The sequence below is a fragment of the Streptomyces sp. NBC_00076 genome, from assembly GCF_045041235.1.
Classification (GTDB): Bacteria; Actinomycetota; Actinomycetes; order Streptomycetales; family Streptomycetaceae; genus Streptomyces.
Genome location: NZ_CP108242.1, coordinates 1,463,258 through 1,482,476 on the forward strand (window position 1 = coordinate 1,463,258; position 19,219 = coordinate 1,482,476).

Sequence of the window (19,219 nt, forward strand, 5' to 3'; positions counted from 1 at the left end):
TCACCCAGATGTGGCGTGTGGGGAAGAGCGCGGGGGTCGTGGGAAGCAACAGTCACCGCAGACCCCGCCGCCGGGGACGCGGTAGTAGAGGCAGCAACTGCGGCGCCGGAACGCGGTTCCGGTGAGGGTGCCGGTGTCGGCGAGGAGAGGGTGGGCGAGGAGTCCCGCCGTGAGTTCCCGGGCCCGGTCGCCGACGTCCGTACGACCCTGTGCCCGGGCCCAGCCGTCCAGCTGACGGCCGGCGCCCGCCAGCGCGGAGGCCGCGTTGCCCCACAGCAGCCCCTCGGCGAGGCGGTGGCGGGAGCGCAGGATGTCGGCCAGCGGTCGCAGGTGGGCGTTGAGGACAACCTCCGTGAGGGTCTCCGTGTCGGCGGGCAGGGGCCGTAGGGCGGTCAGCCACAGGTCGTCGGGGGCGGTGCCGTCCGGGTCCCAGTGCAGCAGCCGCGGGTCGAGGTCGGGGACCCGCTCGTAGAGGGCGGCGCAGCCGAGGGCCGTCGACCAGAGGCGGGCCGCCAGTCCCTGGTGGGCCACCGAGGCCGCGATCCGCGTCTCGGGGGCACGGAGAGCTTTCGCCACCTTGTTGACGCGGAAAGTTATAGAATGTCCGTAAACATCCGACGATCTTTCCTCATACACGTGTGCGAGCGTCGGCAGCGGTGGCCGCCGCCCTCCGGTGGTGCGTAGGGCGAAGAAGCCGCCGAGCGGGCGGAGTGCGGCGAGATCGGGGTCGAGGTCCACGAAGAGCAGTAGTACCAAGGCCCCTAGGGGTCGCAACCAGGAGGACCCCGTCCCGGGTTCCCCACCTTGGGGATGATGGGGACCGTTTCGTACTCCATCGGCAGTAGGACCCATTGCCTGCTCAGGGACGACGACGGGAAGAACTTTTCACGGGATCGTGTTGCGTATGGAAGCCGACCGTTCGTCGCGCCGGGCGTCCCGCCCCCGCCTCACGCAGAGGAGCAGCGCATGAGTGCCCTCGCGTTGTCCGTGCTGCTGTCGCTCGTCTCCGCCGTCGCCTACGCGGCCGGAGCGATCGTGCAGGAGCAGGTCGCGGTGTCCTCCCCCGACGAACAGTACGCGCCGCTGCGCCGTCCGGGCTGGTGGGCGGCGGTCGCCCTGAACGGCCTCGGCGGACTGCTGCACGTGGTGGCGCTCGCCTACGGCCCGCTGAGCCTGGTCCAGCCGCTGGGCGCGCTGACCATCGTGTTCGCCCTGCCGATGGCCGCCCTGTTCGTGGGCCGCAGGGCCGGGGCGACCGCCTGGCGGGGCGCGATCATGGCGACGGTGGGTCTGGCCGGTCTGCTGTCCCTGGTCGGCGCTTCCGAGGCGCAGTCGTTGGACACCACCCAGCGGGTGGTCGTGGCCGTGGTCACCGCCTGCGCGGTGGTCACGCTGATGATCGCGGGCCGGGCCGCCCACCGGCACCCGGCGGTCCGCAGCATCCTGCTCGCGACCGCGTCCGGCATAGCCTTCGGCATGTCCTCGGTGTTCACGAAGACGGTCGCCGTCGACTGGACCGGCGGCGTCTCCGCGGCCGACGTGCCGTCCCTGGCCGTGATAGGCGTGCTGGCCACGACCGGCATGATGCTGTCGCAGGCCTCCTACCGGGGCGCCGGTCTCGCGGCCCCGCTGGCGACGCTCACGGTCGTCAACCCGGTGGTCGCGGCCGCGGTCGGCATCACGATGTTCGGCGAAACCTTCCGCTACGGCACGACGGGCACCGCGCTCGCGCTGGGATGCGGTGTGGTCGCGGCGGGCGGTCTGATCCTCCTGACCACGGAGCGGCTCGCGCGCACCCACGCCGAGGAGGCGGCATCGCCGACGCTTCCCGAGCCCGCCACCACGGCCGCCGAGTCCGTCCCCACCGAGTCTGTCCCCTCCGGGTCCGTCCCTGCCGGGCGCACCGGGGAACTGGCCGAGGGGCTCCTGGCCCTGCTTCCGGAACAGCAGGTCGCGGCACTGCGGGGCAGCGTGCTCGTCCCGTCGCTCGCGCCCGCTGATCTCGTCCCGGAACTGACGACACGGGACATGGTCGTCCCGGCCCCGGCCGACGCCCCGGAGGGCGTGATCATCCCGGCGCCCGCCGCCCTGAGCGGCGGGCCCGAGGAGCCGGAGCCGTCGGTGCCGGACAACGCCCTGAACGTCTACGGTCCCTTCTACGGCGGCCCGTACATCCCGCTGCCCGTCCCGGACCGGCACCGTACGCGGGTTAAATCCTGACCCCGCCGGACCTGAGATAGGCCACCGGGTCGATGTCCGTTCCGAAGCCGGGCCCCGTCCGCACCTCGAAGTGCAGATGCGGGCCCGAGCTGTTGCCGGTGGACCCCGAGCGTCCGATGCGCTGGCCGCCGCCCACCGTCTGCCCGCTCTTCACGGAGATGGCCGACAGGTGGGCGTACTGGCTGTAACGGCCGTCGGAGTGCCGGATCACCACCTGGTACCCGAAGGAGCCCTCCCAGCCGGCGCTCACGACCGTGCCCGCCCCGACCGACTTCACGGACGTGCCGGTGGGCACCGGGAAGTCGACGCCGGTGTGGTAGCCCTTCGACCAGGAGGAGCCGGCCTTGTGGTACGGCGTTCCGGTGCCGGCGCCGACCGGCGAGACCATGGAACCGCTCCGCGTGGCCTTCTCTTCGGTGTCGTGGTTGTCCCGGGTGCGGGACTGTTTGTCCTGGGTGCGGGGCTGTTTGTCGCGGGTGCCGCGGGACGGTTTGTCCTTGGCGCGGGAGGACTTCTTCTCGGCTGCCTCGCCGCCCGGGCGGGTCGTGGTGGTGGCGGAGTCCTGGCCCCGCAGCGTGAGCCGCTGCCCGGGCAGGATCAGGTCCGGGTCAGGCCCGATGGTCTTCCGGTTGGCCGTGTACAGCCCTTTCCAGCCGCCCCGGACGCGCTGGTCGTCGGCGATGCCGGAGAGCGAGTCGCCGCGGACCACCGTGTACATCTGCGCGGTCCCGGCCCGTGACTGGGGCGTGGTCTGCGGCTGCACGTCCGGCGCGGAAGCGCCCGACTTCCTGGCGGTGGCGCCGTCCGACTTCTTGGCGGTGACGTCGTCCGACTTCTTGGCGGTGGCGCTTCGGGAAACGCGCTCGCCGGCGGGACGGATGTCAGGGCTGTTCCCACCCCGGGTCAACCCGGCCCGCACCGAGCACTGCGGCCAGGCGCCGGGCCCCTGCCCGTCGAGCACCTTCTCCGCCACGGCGATCTGCTGGTCCCTGGTGGCCAGATCCGCCCGGGGCGCGTACCGCGTGCCGCCGTACGCCTCCCAGGTGGACTGGGTGAACTGGAGCCCGCCGTAGTAGCCGTTGCCGGTGTTGATGCTCCAGTCGTTGGTCGACTCGCAGGCGGCGACCTTGTTCCAGGTGTCCACGTCGGCGGCCTGGGCCACCCCGGTGCCGATGAGCGGGATCGCCATCCCCGCGCCGCCCGCCGTGACGGTGAGTGAGGCGCGGTTGATCCTGCTTGGCTGATACCGGCGGTGCCGGCCACGTAAGGCCATCGAAAGCCCCCTCCACATGCGTCAGGAGGGGCAAAAGTAAGGGCTGCGAACAGGCCATGACAAGGCGGCAATCGGCCGCGCTTGCGACGAAGCGAACCGGGAGCAAACGGCAGTTGTGAAAGATCTGAGGAAGGTGGGGCCTCCTGTGCGTATCTGCCTTCGGAACGCCGGACGACCCGGATGTGCGGACGGCGTACCGGCACGTCACGATGGTCGGTGGGGCAGACTGGCGGGCACGACCGACACCCCCGACGACCGGAATCCTTCACCGGATCCTTTAGGAGCCAAACCGCATGAGCACTTCAGCCCAGATCGGCGTCACAGGACTCGCGGTCATGGGCCGCAATCTCGCCCGCAACTTCGCGCGGAACGGCTACACGGTCGCGCTGCACAACCGGACGGCGTCCCGTACGCACGCCCTGGTCGAGGAGTTCGGCGGCGAGGGCGACTTCGTCGCGGCCGAGACCGCCAAGGAGTTCGTCGCCGCGCTGGAACGGCCGCGCCGTCTGGTCATCATGGTGAAGGCCGGCGACCCCACCGACGCGGTGATCCAGGAGTTCGCCCCGCTGCTGGAGCCCGGCGACATGATCATCGACGGTGGCAACGCGCACTTCGCGGACACCCGGCGCCGTGAGCGCGAACTGCGCGAGCAGGGCATCCACTTCGTCGGCATGGGCGTCTCCGGCGGCGAGGAGGGCGCGCTGAACGGCCCGAGCATCATGCCGGGCGGCCCCGTCGAGTCGTACGACTCCCTCGGCCCGATGCTGGAGAAGATCTCCGCGAAGGCGGCGGACGGGTCGCCCTGTGTGACGCACGTCGGTCCCGACGGCGCGGGGCACTTCGTGAAGATGGTGCACAACGGCATCGAGTACGCCGACATGCAGCTGATCGGCGAGGCGTACCAACTGCTGCGCGATGTCGCCGGGTACGAGCCCGCGCAGATCGCGGAGATCTTCCGCACCTGGAACACCGGCCGGCTGGACTCCTACCTCATCGAGATCACGGCCGAGGTGCTGTCCCACGTGGACGCGGCGACCGGCAAGCCCTTCGTGGACGTGCTGGTGGACCAGGCCGAGCAGAAGGGCACCGGCCGCTGGACCGTCCAGATCGCCCTGGACCTCGGCGTCCCGGTCTCCGGCATCGCGGAAGCGGTGTTCGCCCGCTCCCTCTCCGGCCACGCGGCGCTGCGCGAGGCCTCCCGCGGGCTGGCCGGGCCGAAGGCGACCGCGCTGAGCGAGGCGGAGGCGGGTGCCTTCGCCGACCGGGTGGAGCAGGCGCTGTACGCCTCGAAGATCGTCTCGTACACGCAGGGCTTCCACGAGATCTCGGCGGGCAGCGAGGAGTACGACTGGAACATCGACCTGGGTTCCGTCTCCGCGATCTGGCGGGGTGGCTGCATCATCCGCGCCGCCTTCCTGGACCGCATCCGCGCGGCCTACGACACCCGCGCCGACCTGCCCAGCCTGCTGTCCGACGACACGTTCGCCCAGGAGATCGCGGCCGCCCAGGACGACTGGCGCGAGGTCATCATCGCCGCGACCCGCCAGGGCGTCCCGACCCCGGGCTTCGCCGCGGCCCTCGCCTACTACGACGCCCTGCGCGCCGAGCGTCTGCCCGCCGCGCTCACCCAGGGGCAGCGGGACTTCTTCGGTGCCCACACCTACCGCCGGACCGACCAGGACGGCTCGTTCCACACGCTCTGGGGCGGGGACCGCTCGGAGGTGTCCGCCTAGGCGGAACGCCGGAACGCCGGAACGGCTGAAAACGGCCAGGCGAGGCTGAACACGGCACAGCGGCGGTGGGCGACCCGAGGGTCGCCCACCGCCGCTGTGCCGTGTGGTGTCATCGCCGACCGCTTGTGCCGGGGGCGCGCCTTCGGCCGGGCCGACGACATCAGGACGGCGGCACGCCCTGCGCGAGGGGAGCGCCGGGCGGCCTCAGGACAGCGGCGGGCCCGGTTCCGGCTGGGGGACGGGTTCCGGGCCCGGCGGGATCGGGGACGGGGAGGGCTCGGGCGTCGGACGGGGGTCCGGAGTGGGGCCAGGGGCCGGCGGGTGTGTGGGGTCCGGAGCCGGGGGCGGTGAGGGGTCAGGTACGGGATCGGGGTGCGGCGGTTGGGGATCCGGGCCCGGTGTGGGTCCGGGAGGTACGGGGTCCGGGGGCCCGGGAGGAACGGGGTCCGGGGGCCCGGGGTGCACGGGGTCCGAGTACGGGTTCGTCATGGCGTCCTCCGGCCAGTCGGTCGACGTCGGCACTGGACTACTCCCCCGCGTACCCGGCGGCGGCGCCACCACTCACTCCCCCGCGTGAACCACCTGGCCCGGGTGGGCCGCCCGACGTGCGTCCAGCCATTGCTCCTTGGGGACCTTCCGCCGTGCCCGGCGGCCCACGCCGGGAGAAGCCGGACACATTCGGCGTGGCTCACGCCGCAGACGTCGGCGCGCGGTGGGGCGGCGTTCAGGGCGGGCAGGCCGCACGGGGCGCGGCTCAGGGCGCTTGGGGCACGGTTCACGGGCACTCGGTGCGGGCGCGGGGCACGGGGCCCGCGGGGCGCGGTACACGGGTACTCGGTGCGGGGCACTCGGCCCTCGGCACACGGCCCTCTTTTCCGGACTAAGAAGGCCGGGCCCCCGCTTGAGTACCGCGACGGGGAGCACCGGCATCAGGTGTTCGTGAGCAGTGCCGAAACGGCTGTCTCCGTGACTACACCCGTTTCGCCCCCGAATCCTGCGGCAGTGAGCCCTCCGCCCTGTCGTGGGGAGAACCGGTATGGTCCATCTGCCTCCAGGCCGGGAAGATCACCGGGCACAGCGTGGCGAGCAGATACGCACCGCCGACCGCCAGCAGCGAGAAGGGCAGGCCGGCCGAATCCACGAGGAAGCCCGCGGCCAGTCCGCCCAGCGGGGTGACCAGCTGGACCGAGGCCGTGGTCGCGCTCAGCACGCGGCTGCGCAGGTCCTCCGGCACCGTCTCATAGGTCACGGTGGCCATGATGGGGTTGAGAACACCGAAGGCGAGACCCTCAACCGCCATGATCACGGCCAGCGGGGTGAAGGTGTCGGTGAAGGCGGCCACCACGAAGCGCGGCAGGCCCCCGATGAGAAAAGCGATCGTGAACACGGGCCACCGCCGAAAGCGGCTGCCCACCGCCCCGTAGACCAGCGCCCCTGTGAGTGCGCAAACCCCGAACGCCGCGTTCAGCAGACCGAGATCGACGGCACCATCAAGCTCCTCACGGGCATGCACGGGCAGGAGCACGGCGCTCCACCCCTGGTCGAGGCCCCTGGTGACCAGCGTCATCAGGCACAGGCCGAGCAGCAGCGGCGTGGCCGCCAGGAAGCGATAGCCGTCCGCGAGTTCACGACGGTAGGCCCGCAGCGACGCCGGCTCGGCCCGTCGTTGGGGCTGTGCCTCGGGCAGGCCGCGCACTCCGAACGCGAACAGTGGCGCGGCCACGGCGAAGGTCGCGGCATCCACCAACAGGACGTTGTCGGCTCCGAGTACGGCGATCAGCACGCCTCCGAGGGCGGATGCCGTCAGCGCCGCGCAGCGTGCCGCACCGTCATACAGCCCGGCAGCCCTGGTCAGCGGCATGCCGGCGCGTTTGGCGAGCGTGGGCAACAGCACGCCGCGAGCGGTGTCACCCGGCGCACGGAACAGCCCTGTCATCGCCATCAGCACGCACAGCATCCAGAACTGCAGGATGCCGGCGAGCTGCAGCAGCGGGATCGCCGCAACGGCGACTGCGCAGGCGAGATCCGAGGCGACACTCACCCGCCGTCGGCCGATCCGGTCGATGACCGGACCGCTGACGAGCGCAGCGAGCACGGCGGGCAGCAGTGTGCAGAACGCGACGATCCCGGCCCTGGCGGCGCTGCCCGTGCTCTGCAGCACGAACCACGGCACGCCCATGTATGTAAGGCAATTCCCTGCGATCGAAACGAGGTTGGCGGCAAGAACCGTTGCCAGAGGACGGCGATCAACCGTCCCGAAGTTTTCGGACACTACGGTGGTCTCCCATAAGGGGAAGCGCCCACCGTGAACGAAGCAGGTCAGCCGGTGGGCGAAGCGAAGTGGTCAGCGTCTGGCGCGCATGACGAGGCGCACCGCGATGCGGTGTTCACAAGCAGCGCCTCCTACACTTCGCCGGGATGACCACCCGGCACCTCCACGCATTGTGGCCTCGGGCACCAGCTCTCCGCAACGACGATCCGTCGCAATGAGCAAGCTCGATCTGCTGACCAGCTGGATCTCGGAGCGCCGTGTTCAACGCGCTAGGAAGAAAAGCACCTACTCATCTGGCTGAGGCGGTGGTGCGTCGTCAGTGAAGACGGGCATGCCGAGGTCAACCAGTTGAGGGCGTCCGTCGGTGGGGACGTCCTTGAGGCTCTTGAGTTTGGCCATCGCGGCGTCGAAGCTGACCTGAAGTCCCTCGACCTCGCCGAGCCAGCCGTTGGCGCGGGCCTCGCGGATGCGTTCACGGAGGTTCTGGATGATCTCGATGAGGCGGGGCTTCTGGCGGGGGTCCATTTGGAGAACTGGGCAGCGGATGCAGGCGTGCTCGTGCTTGCAGGGGGTTCCGTAGGGACGCCCGCAGGTGCCGAGCGAGACCTTGCGGAGTTCGAAGTGCTGCTGGAAGTCGCGCCATTCCTGCGGAGTGGGCTCCCGGTACTCCTCCTGGGGACGCGCTGCGCGACGACGGTCGAGGAAGCCGCGGTAGGTCCTGATCAAGTCGTCCTGGAAGACCGCGAGATATGCCTGAGTGGTGGTCAGCGTCTTGTGTCCGAGGATGCGTGCGGCGATGTGGACGGGCAGGCCACCAGTGACAGCTTCGGTCGCGAACATCCTCCGGAAGTCGTGGGGTGTGTAGCGCAGCGGCTCGCCCGCCTGGTCCCGCAGGCCGGTGCATTCCAGTGTGCGGTCCAGGAGACGCTTGACGGCGGCCTCACTCATGACCTGCGGCTGCCAGTAGGGCCGGCGCTGGAAGAGGTGCGGGAGCTGGGGGCCTGTGACGCGCTCGTGGGAGTCATAGCGAGCAACGAGCGGGATCTTGCCACCGTTCGCGTCACGCAAGCGCTTGATGATCGTGGCCAGGACGCTGGCCAGCTCGGGGCTGACCAGCAGCAGTCGCTCCTCGTTGCTCTTGGACGGCACGATCTGCAGCAGCGGCACGACCTCGCCCTTCTCAGGCGGCTGGTCGGGGATTTTGTAGGAGACCAGCGCCAGGTGGGTCAGCTCGGTGAGTTCTTCGGCCCGGACGCCGGTCTGCCGCAGGGTCTCGATGACGGCCCAGGACCAGAAGGCGTCGTCCTCGACGACGCTCTGGTTGATCCGCCGACCGGTGCTGCCGACTTCCTTGATGTAGACATGCGGCGAGCCGTGGTCGAGGCGGCTGCGCACTTGGTTGACCTTGGGCAGCACCCGCAGGTAGCGCTTGCCGTCGTGCTCAAAGACCTCGTTGAACGGCGTGGCTCGGGCCGCGTCCAGCAGTGCGACGGCCTCGCGGCGTACTCGCTCCGCGGTCTCGACCAGCACCGGCAGGTGCGGCAACCGTTCCCGAACCCGCTGGTGCATCCGCGCGGTGGTCTGCTTGATCATCTTGTGGTTTCCGGCGCCGTCGCCCCGGGTGATGGGGCTGGGGACGGCCCATTGGGCCCAGTAGGGGTCTTCGTGTGCCCATTCCTGGATGTCAAGGTAGAAACCGCGGATGCGCATCATGACGTCGATGCGTGAGCGTCGTTCTCGGACCTGGCCGCTCTTGTCGGTGTAGGTCATCAGGCGCTGCTTCCAGCCGTCGATGACGTCGTCGGGAATCCGGAGGGTGTCGATGCCGGGATGGTGCGTTTCGATGTCCGCCCAGAAGACGCCGGCCAGCTCGCTCACGAGTCCGCGGAAGGTGCCGTAGTCGACGCCAGGTCGGCGTTCTTCGAGGTAGCGCACCAGCACGTTGCGGATCTGGGTGGACTGGATGTTGTAGGAATCGACCAGCTCGGCGGTCGGCCGCTGACCGTGGCGGAGCGCGTCCTTGAGCGTGTCCCTGGACTGGACGACGCCAGCCCCGCGTAGCAGGTCCCAGGCACTGTGGGTGCCGACGTATGCCTCGCCGTTCTCGCGCCTGGCGCGGGCCCGGAGGTAGAAGATGTCCTCCGCGGTGAGTTGGTCGAGGTCACGGCCGGTGTGCAGGATGATCGACGAGATCAGCCGCAGGCCCTCGTCGATGTGGCGGGCCGTCATGCCGATGTCGGCCCCGTAGCGGCGCATCTGTTCCAGCTTGCCGTCGGGGAAGAGCTGCTGGACGTTCTTGAAGAGCCGCATGGCCTTGTAGCCGCGCAGGAAGCCGTAGCCCGGCAACACGATCCGGTTGGACATCAGCAGGTTCATGCCCGAGATCACGCCGTTGCGCTGGGACTCCCGTTGGTCGTCGCCCAGGACTCCGGCATGCACGATCTCCTTGCTCTGGTCGGCGCCGGCCGCGTGCCAGCGGGCCTGCCAGCCGTCTCCCGGGTGACACTCGAGCCAGTCCAGGATCCGGCCGGTGAAGCCCAGGAGCCTCACGCCGGGATCGACGCAGCCGCGGTACTTCCTGCGCGGCCAGAGCGGGGAGGCGGGCAACAGTGCCAGCACTTCGTCGCGGGTGCGCTGGTCGTGCGGGCCGACGCGGTTCTTGTCGGCCTTGAGGTCGTGTTCGACAAACAGCGGCCGTGGCGGCGTCGTGCCGGTTCCGGCGAGCCGAGTCCGGTTAGCGCGTCGCCCTCCTGCGTAGCTCATGCTTGAGCACCCCCGAACAGCACCGCCAGGTCGCTCGCCTCGTAGCCCGAGGCGACAGCGGTTGGTGACGCGGGGTGCTTCGCACGTTCCTCCCGGTCGGCCAGATACTCCTGGACCCGGGCGATGACCTGCTCTTCTTCTTCGACCAGGTAGATGTCTGCGGTGGTGCTCAAGTGCGCGTGCCCGAGGATGGTCTGCACGTCGCGCAAGGTCAGGCGCTTGTCCCGAGCCATCCTCAACGCGGCGGTGTGCCGCAGGTCGTGCATCGACCAGTTCGTGCCCAGCAAGGCGTTGGCCCGGCGGAACACCGCGCGCAGGGCCTCGTAGTTCATCGGCTGATAGGCCAGACCCTCACCGTGATCACGTCGGCGCAGCGTCCACCACAACGGAGCCTGCGGATCCAGCGGCGGTCCCTCGCTCTGGTAGAGCCGCAGCCAGATGAACGACTCCGGGCTGGAGGGCAGCCACTGCTCGGCCTGGGAGCCCTTGCGTTCGACGCGTACCAGCTGGTCGCCCCAGTCGACGTCGACGCCGCGGACTCCGAGAAGCTCGGAGGCGCGGGCGGCATTGCTGATTCCGAGGGCGAGGATCGCCCGGTCCCGGTTGGAGCGCAGGGCCGCGAACAGTTCGTTCCATCGCTCGTCCGGCATCTGTCGTGGTCGTCGGCGCGGGACCTTTGGGTTGTAGCGCAGCCGCCCCTCGCTGCCATACCGATCCAGCGGATTGTGATGAGCGTGCGGGCGCCGCCTCGCGCTCCGGGCCAGCGGCACCGGGTTGACCAGCGGACCGCTGCCCGACTCGATCCAGAACTCGTAGAAGCTGCGGATCACGGCGTTGCTGTGCCGGATCGTGCGCGGCTTGTAGAGGTCGTCCAGGTACGGCTTCTTCGTGATCGTGTTGGTCGTCCCCGCAGTCGCCGCCGACTGCGTACGCGCCGACGTCCGCGGCTTCGTCGCGATGCGCAGCCAAAGCACGAAGTCGCGGACCTCCGCTGAGGTTGCGCGGTCCCACTCGACCTGGACCACCCGCAGCCATCGCCACCAGCGCAGCAGGTCGAAGGCGTAGCTGCGGACGCTGCCAGGCCGGTTGTCACGAGCGACGAAGTCGACCAGAAACCTTCGGATCGGCTCCACCGCCTCTCCCTCTTCATTGAAGACCAGCCAGGGCACCGCCCCTATGCCTTCAGCCACCCGCCCCCAACGCGGCAGGGTGATCAACTGGATGTCACGAGATGCTGCGTCCAACTCTGTTGCGCTCCTTCATCGTTCGGATGCGCAACGTCTACCGACTAGGCCATGCGGGGGATGCACTCACACCCGGCGTGTCGCCCGCTAGTCCGGTCAACAACTCGGTGCGTACCAACTCGGCACTCGGTACTCAGCACCCAGCACGCGGCCGACCGAGATGAGTCGTGTCCCGCCGTCGCTACTCCCCCGACGCCGCTGCTCCCCCGCCCCGGCGGTTACTCCCCTGCGCCCCGCCCGGAACTCGAACGACCCACGGCCATCGCCTCCGCGCCGGCCGCCAGTCCCAGCCGGGGGCTGGACAGGACCGGGATCGTGGTCGCCATCAGGTGCTGGGCCGAAGCGGTCGACACCTGGGCCAGCACGATCACGTCCGCGTCGGCCTCCTCGTCGGCGGCTGCCGCGACCAGGCTCAGCGAGCCCTCCATGTCACCCGCCTCGAAGCACTGCCAGGCACCGGCGACCAGACGGCCGCGTACGGCGACGGGGCGGCCGGCGCGGCGGGCCTCCTCCTCGATCAGAGCGGCCGTGGGGCCGAGGGTGCTTTCGACGGTGGCGAGGACGACGATCCGCGGGCCGACGGCCACCGCAGCCGAGGCCATCGGCCGGTCCACCCGCAGCACCGGCACCCCGACCGCGGGGGCGGCGGCCTCGGCGACGCCGCCGATGGACGAGCAGGTGCACAGCACAACCCTCGCGCCGAGAGCGACGGCACGCTCCAGAGCGGCGCGTACGTCGCCCCGGGCTGCTTCCGGCCCCTCGGCGCGGGCCCGGCTCAGCAGCTCCTCGTCGACGAAGTGCCGCAGTTCCAGGCCCTGGTGGTCCGCGTCACGCAGGGCGTCGAAGACCGGAACGTGGCGGGGCGAGGTGTGCAGAAGGGCGAGCGACACGAGTTCTCCTCTACTGCTCCTCCCTTCCCTATGGGCTCAGAAACGGCCCGGGTGGGCCGCCAGCCACTGCTTCGCGGCGCGCAGCAGTTCCGGATCGGCGGCCGGAGCCTCGTCGGGGTGGCGTTCGGCCCACTTGACGACGTACGGGCACAGCGGGGCTACGACGATTCCCTCGCGCAGCGCGAGGGCGTACAGCTCCCGCGCCAGCGAACCCGCGATGCCCTTCCCCTCGTGGGCCGGCTCGACGATCGTGTGAACGGGGACGAGCGCGCCGGCGGGCGACTCCAGGACGAAGTACTCGATGCGACCGACCACTTCACCTCCGCCGAGCGCCTCCAGACGGCCCGCCGTCCGGTCGTCGCGGATCTCGATCTCGCTCATGGGCGCGCTCCTGGTCCAAACGTCGGGGTCAGGCCACGACGGCCTGCGGGCTGCGTTCCTGGTCCGAGCCAGGCACCGGCTCGGACGGGTCGGCCCCCAGGGCCACGACGCGATTGTCGCGGTCCACGTGCACGACCCGGGGTACGAACTCCCGCGCCTCGGCATCGGTCATCTGAGCGTAACTGATGATGATCACCAGATCCCCGGGGTGCACCAGATGGGCCGCGGCCCCGTTGATCCCGACCACCCCGGAGCCACGCTCCCCCTCGATGACGTACGTCTCCAGCCGGGCCCCGTTGGTGATGTCGACGATGTGCACGAGCTCACCGGGCAGCAGATCGGCGGCGTCGAGCAGGTCCGCATCGATGGTCACCGATCCCACGTAGTGCAGGTCGGCCTGGGTGACGGTGGCTCTGTGGATCTTGGACTTGAATAGAGTACGCAGCACTTTGGACTCCTGGAGGACGGCTCCCTGCCTGCTTTCTGCAGGTCAAGGGCGGTCTTCACTGTACACCGGCACGCGTTCGACTCGAAGATTGTGAGGAACATCGATTTCACTCGGGCAAGAAGGCTCGTCGCCTGCGCTTCCGCGTAAACCAGGCTGTTGCACCATCGCCGGCCAAGCACCCGCTCGAGCACCTGTCTCGGAGTGTGCGAGAACTAATACTGACCACATGCTGACTTACCTGACGATGCGCCAGGTAAGCACTTCGTCGATCACGGAGCCGTCCTGCGCATCGACCTGGAAGTCGGTTCAACGCCCACGGTTGAGGTGGCGCTCATGGAGCATCTCTCGGAACGGTCCCAAGGCCGGAAGCGAGCTCATTTTCTGAACAGGCTGGGAGCCTGTTCCCCAGTCCTTCAGTAACCGCAGCAGATCAGGCGCGAAGAGACGGTCCGCGAAGTCCTCAGTTTCGGCGTCCGCCAAGGATAGTGGGGGTAGCCTTGCAGCGATCGAGGATCTCGAACAGCTCGGCCCTTTTCCGGTGCTTGTCACTGCCGTAGTACAGCTGGAACCACTCGCGCCGGTCCATGTCGGCCATCTCTCGCTACACACGCTCCACACGTCTTGCGATGCTGGCGCACACATCCCTCGAGTTGCGAAGCCTGCCTCCGGATACCTGTGATGGAGATCCATGTCCACCACCCAGCGCCGCGCGGTACGGCCCTTCTTCCAGCGATTGCAGTCTTCGCAGGCTGGAACGAAGTTCCACCAGACGTCTGCTCCGGTATCGGCGATGGGCTTCTCGTGGTCAATCATGGTGGCCGCGGAACAACCACAGTAGACGCACAGGCCCCGATGCGCCGTCAGGACCATGAGCCACTGCCAGGTCTTCTGCTTGCCTCGCTCGCCGCGACGGATCTCGTCCATCACCCTCCGTTGCTGCAGGCTGATCAACGGCGATCGTAGGAGGCGGCACTGGCAATCGAAGAGCGAGCCGGACGTCGCGGTGGACGTCCCCGCTCCCCCGCCTCCGAGGCGGCGCGCAGGCAACTTTTTCAGAGCCAACCTCAGCACCGCCGCGACTCGATACCGTGTCGCTCCAGTCGGCTGGAGGGGGCTCACATGAAGTATGGAGATGCGGACTATTTGGCTGCCCGGGACGCCACGGTAGCGATTCTGAAGGAGTGGGCCCGAGAGAGCCGGACCGACACCTACAAGGCGCTGAGCGAGGCCGTGGCACCGGAGCACCGGGTGCACTACCACGGCCGGATGATGTCGCTTCTGCTGGCAGACGTCTGCCGCCGGGACAGCACCGGTCCCGAGCCGATGCTGTCAGCACTGGTAGTCAATGGATCCAGCCGGAAGCCTTCCGACCAATTCTTCGAGCTGGCCGTTGCCGAGTTCCACCGTCGGGACCCGGACTGGACCTGGGAGCGAGAGCGGGATGCAGTGTTTGACCGTTACCGCAGCCCAGTTTCGCCGTGAGTCCACTGCAAGGTATCGCTCAGCTGCCCTGCACATCCGCCGTGCACAGCCACCACCGTGGACGGCTCCGGGTTGGAACCTGCTGGCTACACCGCATCCTCTCGTTGCAACGGCGGTAGAGGGGATGGAAGCTATTACGTCGGCGGTGGAGCGGTGGCGGGAGGCAGCCTGCACGCCGATGAGGTCGCGGACGGTGCCGCGGTCGGCGAGGGCACGGACCTTGGTGCCGATCACATCGTCGAGGGAAAGAACGGGGCCATAGGGGGTCTGGGCGGGCGGAGCCCAGAACGCCTCCTTGAGGACGTCGACCTCGCACTCCTCGCCGGTGTCCGGATCGGTGACGAGGAACCGGCCGCTGAGCGGATCGGTCTGGACGTGCGTGGTCCGCCATCCGCGCGCGATGAGGCCTGTTGTGAGTGAGGCGACGATCTCCTGCATCGGAGCGGGGTTTCGGTGGCGACGTCGAGGTCACGGCTGAAGCGTTCGACCAGGCCGTGGGCCTGCACGGCGTATCCGCCGGTGAGGACCAGAGGGTAGGGGGAGCCGAGGTCGAGGATGTCGGCGAGGAGACGCTCGTGGAGCGGAGTGAGCTTCACGCGGCGGTCGTGTCGGCCGGAGCGGCGCGGAGCAACTCGGGGAAAGCGTCCTCCCAGACCTCGCGGATGTAGGGACTGATCAAGCGCCGCAGCACAGGCCACTGCTCGGTGAGCAGCCGGTGGTGCAGGAGGGCTACCAGGTCCTCACTCAGTCCTTCGGCGAGGACGGTCCGGTAGAGCGTCATGCGGGATTTCGGCCGGTCCAGGCTGTAGCTCGTCCGCCCGGACCAGACGATGTGGAGCGGCAGGTCCACGTTGCCCTCGACGGGGCCAGCCAGTTCCTGCAAGTGCTCGGGCAGTCGGCTGCGGTAACGGTCCCGCAGCACCTCGGCGCGGGGGGCGGTGATCGTCGTGTCCATGCATCCAGTATCGCTGCTGGGAGGCGGCGGCATGGCGGATACGGGGCTCCCCCTGTCGTACGTACGGGGCGGGCGCCGCCCGCCCCTCCCTCGGACATCTCACCCGGTGGGCGCTCAGCGCATCATGGCCTACCCGTGCAGCCCCCAGGTGGCGCGGCAACCGGCTGCCCTGCCGACCCAGGACCAGCCCCGGTAGCAGGCTCGGGTGATCATGACGCAGCAGGTCAGGCGGAGGGCCGCCGCGGTGGAGTCGACTACGGCTTCGGTCCCGGTGTCGGGGATGACGACGGTGCCGAAGCCGAAGCCCATGGCGCCGGCGCAGTGGACGAGAAGGACACCGGGGCGGGCAAGGTGGCCGTAGCGGCCGGAGGGGGCAGGCGGCATCCATGAGGCACGCCGTTTCGGCCCCGAACGCAGCCCACTCGCTCAGGACCCATGCCGCGGACGAGCTGTCGAGTCACGGAGCGAACCTCCCAAGCGGGAGCCAGGCACCTGTGTCCAGGTCCCCGCCATGGCGGTCACCAGGTCAGCAAGCGTTAGGCGCAGGACGTCTGGTTACGCGCTTAGCGCGGGCCTCTCACCCGCGCTCAACCTGGGCATGCTGCGCTGGCTGTGTCGCCGGACTCATGCAGAACTCTGCTCAGCAACGGCTGTCGCGTACTCCACGACGAGAGGACTCGCTATCAGGCATCGGGAGGCGGCCTCGGCGCTGGGAAGAAGCCCTGTGACGTGTGCGTATCCGGTCATCATCGTTGAAGTGTCGATGCCAGTGTCTTCTTCGTCCAGGGCGTGCAGCAATGCCTGCACGCCGCGCCCGGCAGGTCCTCGGGCAGTGGCTCGCAGTGCCGGGTGAGTGCCTCGACGACCTGTCCGGCCCGAGTGACGAAAGAGGCGCCCAGACTGGATGGGGAGTTCACCACCTCAAGCTCGGGGCCGTCCACCGGCATCGGCGTCCAACCCCTCAGATGCCGGGCTGACCCGTGCATCAGCAGTCGGCAGCCTCCGGCAGTCGCGTCCGTCTGGGTTCCGTCTCCGTACCGAGTCCACGAAAAGCACGAGATCCTGGTGTGCGCCGCTGAGCGTCACGCACCGCAGCGGGGCTTCGAACTGTACCCACTGGCCGGCACGCAGCTCGGGTGTGGTGTACCACTCCCCAACGAGCTCCAAGTGCCGGTATACATCCCGCAAGTGCCGCAGTTGCCCGAGTTCGCCGTCCGTGGTCGGCGCGTCCATGTCGATGCCGCCGAGTGGCGTGGTCAGGCGAAGGCCACTCGTGCGCGGCATACGCCGGGGCTCAGGCACGAACTGCCGCAGCTTCCCCTCGGATAGATAAGCGATCTCACGCAAGGCGCATCCCCGTTTGGCGTGCTGCTTCCGTGACACGCCATACCGCCACGCCGCTCCGACACCAGCCGACGGTACCCAACCTGCATCAGGTTCGCCACGGGGGAAGGCTGGACTCCGTTGAGGATGGTCTGCAGGGTGTACGCGCCAAGGTCGTCCAATTGCGCGGTGACGTCACCCAGGTCCGCCAGGACGTCGCGGGACTGGAGAGTACGGTCAGCGACACCCACGAGGTCTTGGACGCGTTCATCGAGCAGTACGGCCGCGACCGTGAGGTGGCTCGGGCCCAGCATCAGTCCCCGAACATTCCGAGACGGGTGTTCGGGCAGGCGCTTGGTCGACGATGGCAACAGCCTGGTTCGCACGGAAGCGCAGGCAAGGAGGGTTGGCCCCACTAGTGGCGCGATGGGTGATGTGTGGACAGCCGAGGACGTCTCCCGTTCGAACATTCTCGCGGTCGCCTCGGCGAACTCCGTAGGGGCGCCCTGCTGCATGAGGCGGCGCTGCGCGAGGAATTTCACAGCCACACTGCGGCCCAGCCTCACGGGGGTCGCACGCCATGGCGCATCAGCCCTGCCCACAGGCGGGCCCGGCCGGCCCGGTCCAGGGCCTCGTGGGCGGCCAGCAGGCCGCTGGTGACCGCGCCGAGGAAGCCGCCGGCGAGGCAGTCCTGGCCCGAGAGGTACAGGCCCTTGACCTCGGTTCGTGGGCGCAGCCAGTCCGCCAGGCCGGGGCGGTGGCCGTCGCCGAAGGCGGCCACGTCCTTGGCCAGCCCGTACAAGCTGCCGCCGGGCCAGCCGGCGAAGTGCTCGGCCGTCAGCGGGGTGCCGAGCTCGTGGTAGACCACCCGGCCTGTGGTGCGGGGCAGTTGGCGGTGGAGTTGGTCAAGGAGCTGTGCGGTGAGCTCGGCTTTCAGGGCCAGGTAGGCAGGGTCCCGGTGCCGCCATCGTGAGCCGTGGAATGGCTCGAACAGCTCTGGCCGTACGTAGGTCAGGATCTCTCCGGTCGACCGTCCGGGGTGGCGTGCGGTCCAGGTCGGGTCTTTGGCGCAGGAGAACGAGAAGAAGTAGCCGCTGGTCCGCCCGCCCGTGCCGTCGAAGAGGGCGTCGCAGTCCTCGTCGGTCACCATCAGGTTGTGCCGCGGGAGCCCGAGTTCCGCAGGGTCGCCGTCCAGTCCGAGGAAGAGCACCACGAACGGGAATCCGCGCCGCATGCCGTCCAGCCGGTCTGCGGTGCGGTCGGGTTGGCGCGGCAGCAGGGTGCGGTACGTGTTCTGGGCGCCTGCCGCGCTCACCACCACCGGAGCCCGCACGCGGGTGCCGTTCGCCAGCACCACGCCCGTCGCGCGCGACCCGTCCAGCTCGATCCGAGCCACCGGCGCCCGCACGAAGACCTCACCGCCGGCGGCGCGGATCGGTTCGAGCATCGCGCGTGCGATCGCGGCACTGCCGCCCACCGGGTACCAGGCGCCGGTCCGGAAGTGCTCGAACAGCACCGCGAGGAGGAAGAACGGCAGCCTTGCCGTGGAATCGGCCAGCAGCAGCGCGCTCGGAGTGAGCACAGCCTGCCGCAGCCCCTCGTCGCGAACGAGCCCTTCCACCACCTCCCGGGCCGGCCGCAGCGCCTGGGGTGGCACGGCCGTCGCCCGCAGGACCCGCGCCAGCCGCCGCACCACCGGGCCTGTCAGCCGTCCCAGTGCGAGCGTGGGCAGGACCGCCCGGCACCGCCCGATCAGCCGGAACAGCGCCTCGATGCCCGCTTGTTCGGCCGGGAAGCGCGCGATCAGACCGGCCTGGTAGGCCGAGAAGCCGACCGGCGCCTGGTACACCTGCCCCGCCAGGCGGTACTCGTCGTACGGGTCCCCCAGCGGGGCCCATTGCAGCGTGCCGCCGGTCAGATAGTCCGAGAGCACGCGGACCGGCTCTCGCTCCGTCAGCTGTCCCACGTAGTGGATTCCGACGTCCCACTCCCAGCCGCGCCGCCGGTAGGCGTGGGTGTAGCCGCCCGCGGTGTAGTGCTGCTCGAACACCGCCACCCGCCGGCCCTGGCGCGCCAGGCATACCGCGGTGGTCAGCCCGCCGGCCCCGGACCCGACCACCACCGCGTCGTACTCGTCCGTGACCCCGCCCGCCGCCAACGGCCGGCCCACCAGCACGCGACCCGTCACATCCACCACCTTCGCCGCAGTTCTACAGGCCCCGGGAAAAGCACCCT

General features: G+C 69.5%; 14 protein-coding genes and 3 pseudogenes. 2 read left to right on the forward strand and 15 right to left on the reverse strand.

Annotated elements, in window-relative coordinates:
- Positions 1 to 756, reverse strand: coding sequence for a (2Fe-2S)-binding protein (locus OHA64_RS06755; protein ID WP_405609385.1), 756 nt, complete (start codon positions 754 to 756; stop codon positions 1 to 3).
- Positions 757 to 966: 210 nt separating this feature from the next.
- Between OHA64_RS06755 and OHA64_RS06760 the strand changes: the two genes are divergently transcribed.
- Complete coding sequence (locus OHA64_RS06760) at positions 967 to 2,220, forward strand: DMT family transporter (RefSeq protein ID WP_405609388.1); 1,254 nt, start codon at positions 967 to 969, stop codon at positions 2,218 to 2,220.
- Here OHA64_RS06760 and OHA64_RS06765 read toward each other — a convergent pair.
- Both OHA64_RS06765 and OHA64_RS06770 read right to left on the reverse strand, forming a co-directional pair.
- Positions 2,210 to 2,986: pseudogene (locus tag OHA64_RS06765) on the reverse strand (peptidoglycan DD-metalloendopeptidase family protein); the annotation flags it as partial. The gene OHA64_RS06760 and the pseudogene OHA64_RS06765 sit on opposite strands and share 11 nt — an antisense overlap.
- 216 nt (positions 2,987 to 3,202) lie before the next feature.
- Positions 3,203 to 3,511, reverse strand: a pseudogene (locus OHA64_RS06770) (transglycosylase family protein); the annotation flags it as partial.
- Between the two features lie 275 nt (positions 3,512 to 3,786).
- On the opposite strand from OHA64_RS06770, the gene gndA reads away from it, so the two are divergent.
- Positions 3,787 to 5,226 (forward strand): NADP-dependent phosphogluconate dehydrogenase, encoded by a 1,440-nt coding sequence (gene gndA, locus OHA64_RS06775; protein WP_405609391.1) that lies wholly within the window; start codon positions 3,787 to 3,789, stop codon positions 5,224 to 5,226.
- A 970-nt stretch (positions 5,227 to 6,196) separates the two neighbouring features.
- On the opposite strand, the gene OHA64_RS06780 is transcribed toward gndA, so the two are convergent.
- The 12 genes and pseudogenes from OHA64_RS06780 to OHA64_RS06835 all read right to left on the reverse strand — a co-directional run bounded on the left by OHA64_RS06780 (position 6,197) and on the right by OHA64_RS06835 (position 19,172).
- On the reverse strand, positions 6,197 to 7,498 hold the full coding sequence (locus OHA64_RS06780) for an MFS transporter (protein WP_405609394.1): 1,302 nt from the start codon (positions 7,496 to 7,498) through the stop codon (positions 6,197 to 6,199).
- A gap of 285 nt (positions 7,499 to 7,783) precedes the next feature.
- A complete protein-coding gene (locus OHA64_RS06785) occupies positions 7,784 to 10,261 on the reverse strand; it encodes a tyrosine-type recombinase/integrase (protein WP_405609397.1) in 2,478 nt (825 codons plus the stop codon).
- A complete protein-coding gene (locus OHA64_RS06790) occupies positions 10,258 to 11,505 on the reverse strand; it encodes a tyrosine-type recombinase/integrase (protein WP_405609400.1) in 1,248 nt (415 codons plus the stop codon). The genes OHA64_RS06785 and OHA64_RS06790 overlap by 4 nt, the downstream gene beginning before the upstream one ends.
- A 218-nt stretch (positions 11,506 to 11,723) precedes the next feature.
- Positions 11,724 to 12,395, reverse strand: a complete 672-nt coding sequence (locus OHA64_RS06795) for an aspartate/glutamate racemase family protein (RefSeq protein ID WP_405609403.1) — start codon at positions 12,393 to 12,395, stop codon at positions 11,724 to 11,726.
- A 36-nt stretch (positions 12,396 to 12,431) separates the two neighbouring features.
- Positions 12,432 to 12,776, reverse strand: a complete 345-nt coding sequence (locus tag OHA64_RS06800) for a GNAT family N-acetyltransferase (RefSeq protein ID WP_405609406.1) — start codon at positions 12,774 to 12,776, stop codon at positions 12,432 to 12,434.
- A 28-nt stretch (positions 12,777 to 12,804) separates the two neighbouring features.
- Complete coding sequence (gene panD, locus OHA64_RS06805; RefSeq protein ID WP_405609409.1) at positions 12,805 to 13,224, reverse strand: aspartate 1-decarboxylase; 420 nt, start codon at positions 13,222 to 13,224, stop codon at positions 12,805 to 12,807.
- A 306-nt stretch (positions 13,225 to 13,530) separates the two neighbouring features.
- On the reverse strand, positions 13,531 to 14,148 hold the full coding sequence (locus tag OHA64_RS06810) for an HNH endonuclease (protein WP_405609412.1): 618 nt from the start codon (positions 14,146 to 14,148) through the stop codon (positions 13,531 to 13,533).
- A gap of 693 nt (positions 14,149 to 14,841) precedes the next feature.
- A pseudogene (locus tag OHA64_RS06815) lies at positions 14,842 to 15,302 on the reverse strand (nucleotidyl transferase AbiEii/AbiGii toxin family protein); the annotation flags it as partial.
- Positions 15,299 to 15,661, reverse strand: coding sequence for a hypothetical protein (locus OHA64_RS06820; protein WP_405609415.1), 363 nt, complete (start codon positions 15,659 to 15,661; stop codon positions 15,299 to 15,301). The pseudogene OHA64_RS06815 and the gene OHA64_RS06820, both read right to left, overlap by 4 nt.
- 129 nt (positions 15,662 to 15,790) lie before the next feature.
- A complete protein-coding gene (locus OHA64_RS06825; protein WP_405609418.1) occupies positions 15,791 to 16,045 on the reverse strand; it encodes a hypothetical protein in 255 nt (84 codons plus the stop codon).
- A gap of 537 nt (positions 16,046 to 16,582) precedes the next feature.
- Positions 16,583 to 17,044 (reverse strand): SAVMC3_10250 family protein, encoded by a 462-nt coding sequence (locus OHA64_RS06830; protein ID WP_405609421.1) that lies wholly within the window; start codon positions 17,042 to 17,044, stop codon positions 16,583 to 16,585.
- Positions 17,045 to 17,546: 502 nt separating this feature from the next.
- The gene (locus tag OHA64_RS06835; RefSeq protein ID WP_405609424.1) at positions 17,547 to 19,172 is read right to left on the reverse strand and encodes a phytoene desaturase family protein; all 1,626 of its coding nucleotides are present in this window, start codon (positions 19,170 to 19,172) and stop codon (positions 17,547 to 17,549) included.
- Between the last annotated feature and the right edge of the window lie 47 nt (positions 19,173 to 19,219).